Annotated in this window: 6 protein-coding genes; 5 read left to right on the forward strand and 1 reads right to left on the reverse strand. The window is 63.5% G+C overall.

All coding sequences use genetic code 11. From position 1 onward, the window contains the following. The first annotated feature begins 6 nt into the window (after window positions 1–6). The 4 genes from DBO86_RS09740 to sugE all read left to right on the forward strand — a co-directional run bounded on the left by DBO86_RS09740 (window position 7) and on the right by sugE (window position 2,432). Complete coding sequence (locus DBO86_RS09740; RefSeq protein WP_108233576.1) at window positions 7–876, forward strand: MurR/RpiR family transcriptional regulator; 870 nt, start codon at window positions 7–9, stop codon at window positions 874–876. A 19-nt stretch (window positions 877–895) separates the two neighbouring features. Continuing rightward, window positions 896–1,036: a hypothetical protein gene (locus tag DBO86_RS25995; RefSeq protein ID WP_167399112.1), complete on the forward strand. Its 141-nt coding sequence runs from the start codon at window positions 896–898 to the stop codon at window positions 1,034–1,036. Then, complete coding sequence (locus DBO86_RS09745; RefSeq protein WP_108233577.1) at window positions 1,024–1,971, forward strand: bile acid:sodium symporter family protein; 948 nt, start codon at window positions 1,024–1,026, stop codon at window positions 1,969–1,971. The genes DBO86_RS25995 and DBO86_RS09745 overlap by 13 nt, the downstream gene beginning before the upstream one ends. 146 nt (window positions 1,972–2,117) lie before the next feature. Further along, on the forward strand, window positions 2,118–2,432 hold the full coding sequence (sugE, locus tag DBO86_RS09750) for a quaternary ammonium compound efflux SMR transporter SugE (protein ID WP_045735020.1): 315 nt from the start codon (window positions 2,118–2,120) through the stop codon (window positions 2,430–2,432). Between the two features lie 75 nt (window positions 2,433–2,507). Here the strand turns inward: sugE and DBO86_RS09755 are convergent, their stop codons facing one another. Continuing rightward, on the reverse strand, window positions 2,508–4,382 hold the full coding sequence (locus tag DBO86_RS09755) for an MFS transporter (RefSeq protein WP_108233578.1): 1,875 nt from the start codon (window positions 4,380–4,382) through the stop codon (window positions 2,508–2,510). A 461-nt stretch (window positions 4,383–4,843) separates the two neighbouring features. On the opposite strand from DBO86_RS09755, the gene DBO86_RS09760 reads away from it, so the two are divergent. Continuing rightward, complete coding sequence (locus DBO86_RS09760; protein WP_108233579.1) at window positions 4,844–5,548, forward strand: 4'-phosphopantetheinyl transferase family protein; 705 nt, start codon at window positions 4,844–4,846, stop codon at window positions 5,546–5,548. Window positions 5,549–6,000: the final 452 nt, after the last annotated feature.

The raw sequence follows: 6,000 nt of genomic DNA on the forward strand, positions 1-6,000 counted from the left end.
GCCCTTATGGACCGCGTGCGCAACCTGCTGGAACAGATCCAGAGCCGCCTGGACGACCTGAACAAGGCCGAACGCAAGGTCGCCGAAGTGATCCTGCACGACCCGCAGCAGGCCACGCGCTTCAGCATCGCCGCACTGGCCCAGGCGGCGGGTGTCAGCGAGCCGACGGTCAACCGTTTCTGCCGCTCCTTCGGTGCCAACGGCTACCCGGAACTGAAGATGCAGCTGGCGCAGAGCCTGGCCAGCGGCGCCGCCTACGTCAGCCGTGCGGTATCGGCCGACGACGGCCCCGAGGCCTACACGCGGAAGATCTTCGGCAGCACCATCGCCTCGCTAGATACCGCCTGCCAGAGCCTCGATGCGCAGCTGGTCAGCCGCGCCGTCGACCTGTTGATCCAGGCGCGGCAGATCCACTTCTTCGGCCTCGGCGCCTCGGCCTCGGTGGCGCTGGACGCGCAGCACAAGTTCTTCCGCTTCAACCTGGCGGTGTCGGCGCATTCCGACGTGCTGATGCAGCGCATGATCGCCTCGGTGGCGCACACCGGCGATCTGTTCGTGATCATTTCCTATACCGGGCGCACCCGCGAACTGGTGGAGGTGGCACGCCTGGCGCGCGAGAACGGCGCCTCGGTGCTCGGCCTCACCGCTGCCGGCTCGCCGCTGGCCAGGGCCAGCACCCTGAGCCTGGACATTCCACTGCCGGAAGACACCGACATCTACATGCCGATGACCTCGCGCATCATCCAGCTCACCGTGCTCGACGTACTCGCCACCGGCGTTACCCTGCGCCGTGGCGTGGACTTCCAGCCGCACCTGCGCAGGATCAAGGAGAGCCTGACCGCCAGCCGTTATCCGGCGGATGAAGAGCCGCTCTAGGGCTTTTGTAGGAGCCCGCTTGCTGGCGATCGGTTCTATCGACATTCCTTGGAAAAGCATCGCCGGCAAGCCGGCTCCTACAGTTCTGGTGCGCTGGACGCTTCTGGTAGGCTTGCCGGCTTTTCCGAACCTGCCAGGAAATCTGCCATGCAAGCACTGATCGCCCTCAGCCGTTTTATCGGCAACACCTTCGCCGTCTGGGTGTTGCTGTTCGCCGTCATGGCCTTCTTCCAACCCAGCTGGTTCCTGCCACTGACCGCCTGGATCGTCCCGCTGCTCGGGCTGATCATGTTCGGCATGGGCCTGACCCTCAAGGGCGCGGACTTTCAGGAAGTCGCCCGTCGCCCGCTGGCCGTGCTGCTTGGCGTACTGGCCCAGTTCATCATCATGCCCAGCACAGCCTGGCTGCTGTGCCAGGTATTCGCGCTGCCGCCGGAAATCGCCGTGGGCGTGATTCTGGTCGGCTGCTGCCCGGGCGGCACCGCCTCCAACGTGATCACCTGGTTCGCCCGTGGCGACCTGGCGCTGTCGGTGTCGATCACCGCCGTCACCACCCTGCTCGCCCCGCTCGTGACCCCGGCACTGATCTGGCTGCTGGCCTCGGAGTGGCTGCCGGTGTCCTTCAACGCCATGTTCATCTCCATCCTCAAGATGGTGCTGCTGCCCATCGCCCTAGGCCTGATCGCCCAGCGCCTGCTCGGCGAGCGGGTGAAGACCGCGGTCGAGGTGCTGCCGCTGATTTCCGTGGTGAGCATCGTCGCCATCGTCGCTGCGGTCGTCGCCGCCAGCCAGGGCAAGATCGCCGAATCCGGCCTGCTGATTATGGCCGTGGTGATGCTGCACAACGGCATCGGCCTGGGCCTGGGTTACCTGGCCGGGCGCCTGTTCGGCATGTCGCTGGCGCAGCGCAAGACGCTGTCCATCGAAGTCGGCATGCAGAACTCCGGCCTCGGCGCCGCCCTGGCCAGCGCCCACTTCAGCCCGCTGGCCGCCGTGCCCAGCGCCTTGTTCAGCGTCTGGCACAACCTGTCCGGCCCGCTGCTGGCGACCATTTATCGTCGAATGAGTCAGGATTCAGAGAAAAGTTCCAGCTGAATCAACAAGTTCCGCTGATCTGGGGCGCCTTGCCCCGAGCTCGTCAATGTGCACAATAATGGCGCACGCGAGGACGACCTCCGCACCCTGAACTCAGGGTGACCCACCCGGGGACGGCCCCTTTCAGGGCTCACTGGAGGTTAGCTATGTCCTGGATCATTCTGCTGCTCGCCGGCCTGTTCGAGGTCGGCTGGGCCATCGGCCTGAAATACACCGAAGGCTTCACCCGTCCCCTGCCAACGCTGCTGACCGTCTGCGCCATGCTGGTCAGCCTGGCCCTGCTCGGCCTGGCCATGAAGGAACTGCCGCTGGGCACCGCCTACGCCATCTGGACCGGCGTCGGCGCCGTGGGCACGGTGATCGCCGGCATCATCCTGTTCGGCGAATCCATGGCCCTGCTGCGCCTGGCCAGCGTGGCGCTGATCGTCTGTGGGTTGATCGGGCTCAAGATGAGCCATTGAGAAAGCAGGAACCCAGCTTCGTGGGAGCGGCTTCAGCCGCGATTCGCCGCTAAAGCGCCTCCCACATGATTCAAATCAACGCCAATCCCCACGCAACTCGGCCACCTGCACCTGCAACGCCTCGCGCTTGGCCTGCTCCGGCGCAATCGGCGTTCCCGCCACCAGGCACACCCGCGACCACAGGCGCTTGAACAGCCCCTTGTGCGGATCGCGACTGAAGAAGCTGCCCCACAAGCCCTGCAGCGCCATGGGAATCACCGGCACCGGATTCTCTTCGAGAATGCGCTCGACGCCCGACCTGAACTCGTCAAGCTCACCATCAGCAGTCAACTTGCCTTCGGGGAAGATGCACACCAGCTCGCCATTGCGCAGGTACTCGGCGATCTTCTTGAACGCGGCGTCGTAGATCAGCAGATCCTCGTTGCGCCCGGCGATCGGCACCGTACCGGCGGTGCGGAAGATGAAGTTGAGCACCGGCAGGTCGTAGATCTTGTAGTACATGACGAAGCGCACCGGCCGCCGCACCGCGCCACCGATCAGCAGCGCATCGACGAAGGACACGTGGTTGCACACCAGCACTGCCGGCCCCTCGTCGGGAATGGCGTCCAGGCCCTTGTGCTCGACCCGGTACATCGAATGCCCCAGCAGCCAGATGAGAAAGCGCATGCTGAATTCGGGGACGATCTTGAAGATGTAGCTGTTGACCGCGATGTTCATCAGCGACACCACCAGAAACAGCTGCGGAATCGACAGCCCGGCGACGCTCAAGAACAGGATCGCAACGATGGCCGACGCCACCATGAACAGCGCATTGAGGATGTTGTTCGCCGCGATCACCCGCGCCCGCTCGTGCTCGGCGGTGCGCGACTGGATCAGCGCATACAGCGGCACGATATAAAAACCGCCGAACAGGCCGATGCCGAGGATGCAGCCGAGAATCCACCAGGCCTGGCCGTAGCCCAGCAGCGCCAGCCAGTCATGTGGCGCAGCGCCCTGCGGGAAGCCGCCGGAGAACCACCACAGCAGCATGCCGAACAGGGTCAGACCGATGGAGCCGAATGGCACCAGACCAATCTCCACCTTGTGCCCGCTCATGCGCTCGCAAAGCATCGAGCCCAGACCGATACCCAGCGAAAATACGGTGAGAATCAGCGTCACCACGCTCTCATCACCGTACAGCCACTCCTTGGCGTAGGCCGGAATCTGCGTCAGATAGATCGCACCGAGAAACCAGAACCAGGAGTTGCCCACCAGCGAGCGCGACACCGCCGGACGCTGGCCCAGGCCAAGCTTCATGATGGCCCAGGACTGACGAAAGATGTTCCAGTCCAGCGGCAACTCAGGCATCGCCGCCGACGCCCTTGGAATACCCAGGCTGGCTAGGTAGCCAAGCAGCGCCACAGCCACCACCGAACCGGCGACGATGGGCGCATAACTGCTGCTGGCCATCATGATCCCGGCGCCGATGGTGCCAGCCAGAATCGCCAGGAAGGTGCCCATTTCCACCAGGGCGTTGCCACCCACCAGCTCCTCTTCCTTCAGGTGCTGCGGCAGGATCGAATACTTGACCGGGCCAAACAGCGCCGACTGCGTGCCCATGGCGAACAACACGACAAGCATCAGCGGCAGGTTGTCCAGCAGCACCCCGACGGCACCGGCGAGCATGATCAGGATCTCGGCGAACTTGATCTTGCGAATCAGCGAGTCCTTGGCGAATTTCTCGCCGAACTGGCCACCGAGGGCGGAGAATAGAAAGAACGGCAGGATGAACAGCAAGGCGCAGAGGTTGACCAGCAGATCGCGGTCGGCGCCGGTGTTGAGCTTGAAGAGGATGGCGAGAATCAGCGACTGCTTGAAGATGTTGTCGTTGAAGGCGCCGAGCAATTGCGTCAGAAAAAACGGCAAGAAGCGCTTCTTGCCGAGCAAGGCGAATTGCGATTGTTGGGTCATCGTCCATGGTCCTCGCGGGAGTCGGTTTTTGCCCGCACAGGCATTTGACTGTAAATCCCCCCACGAAAGCCACAGGGCAAATGCGAACGCCTTGGCGATCACACGAAGGGGGACCGTAGGGTGGATGTCGCTCTTTACATCCACCAGAGCGGTGGGTCGGTGAAGCGTGATCCACCTTACGCAGCTCGAAATTGCACAGGCTGCGCCGCACTCGGGCAAACCTCGACCGCGCCGCCAAACGCAGCGCAAAAAAAACGGCAGCCCAATCGGGCTACCGTTCTCGAACTCGGAGAAAACGTCAGTGCCCTCGCACTGACTACAACCTCACCTGCACTCCCTGGGGAATGCTAGCGCAGTCTGACAAAAGCCAGCCTCAGCGTCCGTTTAGCTTTGTTAACTGCCTGCAAAGAAATGTAAACGGCGGATGACTGCACGGTCCACGGCGCGGCACAATCGCGCCCATGAATGCCTACCACCCGGCCTGCTGCAGCCCCCTCGACACGCACAACCCGCTGCCCCGCGTACTGCCCGGCGCGCAGTTGATCAGCACCCGTTTCGACCCAGCCCTGCTCGCAGAAGATGACTTCGCTCGCTGCGATATCGCCCCGGTGCGCGGCGTCGCCAAGCGCCAGGCCGAGTACCTGGCCGGACGCCTATGTGCCCGCGAGGCACTACGCCGCGTGACCGGCCAGCCCAGCGTGCCAGCCGTAGGTGAAGACCGCGCGCCACAATGGCCGCTTGGCGTGGTCGGCTCCATCACCCACGGTGACAACTGGGCTGCCGCGCTGGTCGCCCAGCGCGAGCAATGGCGCGCCCTGGGCCTGGACGTCGAGCGCCTGCTACCGGCCGAACGCGCTCAGCGCCTACAGGGCGAAATCCTCACCCCAACCGAACTGCAGCGCCTGCAAAATCTGGACGACGAGACCCGCGCCGCGCGCATCAGCCTGACCTTCTCGCTCAAGGAGAGCCTGTTCAAGGCGCTCTACCCGCTGACCCTGACGCGCTTCTATTTCCATGATGCCGAGTTGCTGGAGATCGACCACGACAGCGCACGCCTGCGCCTGCTGATCGACCTGCATCCGGACTGGCGAACGGGCGCCGAGCTGGATGGCCAATTCGTGCTGTTCGATAACAAGGTGCTGAGCCTGGTGGCCGTGGCGGCGTGATCAAGCGCCCCGACGTACATGGATAAGCCGGTGCGCGCGGCGCACCCTGCAAAGCCGGCGGCGGTCACGGCGTAGCCCGGATTTCATGCGGGCTGGATAGAGCTATCGCGGCTGAAGCCGCTCCCACGGGACCTGTGAGCGTCTGTAGGAGCGGCTTCAGCCGCGATGCTTTTGGCCGCGCTCAATCGCCCCGGATTGCATCCGTATATGGACTCCTCCCGTTTTGCCAGTGAAATAATCTGCCTCTGAACCTAGGTACGACTGCTTCCGTATATTCGACTTCTGATAAGGCGTTAGCCTTGAGCCATGATGAATTTCGCTCCTGTGCGCCTAACCGGGCTAGCGGCCTTGCAAAGCAGAGGGCCGATGGATGCAGCAGGTTACACACAGGTCGGTGCGACCGGTTCGTCATCAGTTCATGTCACTGTGCAATCGAGTGGATCTCTACTACG

The organism is Ectopseudomonas oleovorans, from assembly GCF_003052605.1.
GTDB classification, from domain to species: Bacteria; Pseudomonadota; Gammaproteobacteria; order Pseudomonadales; family Pseudomonadaceae; genus Aquipseudomonas; species Aquipseudomonas oleovorans_A.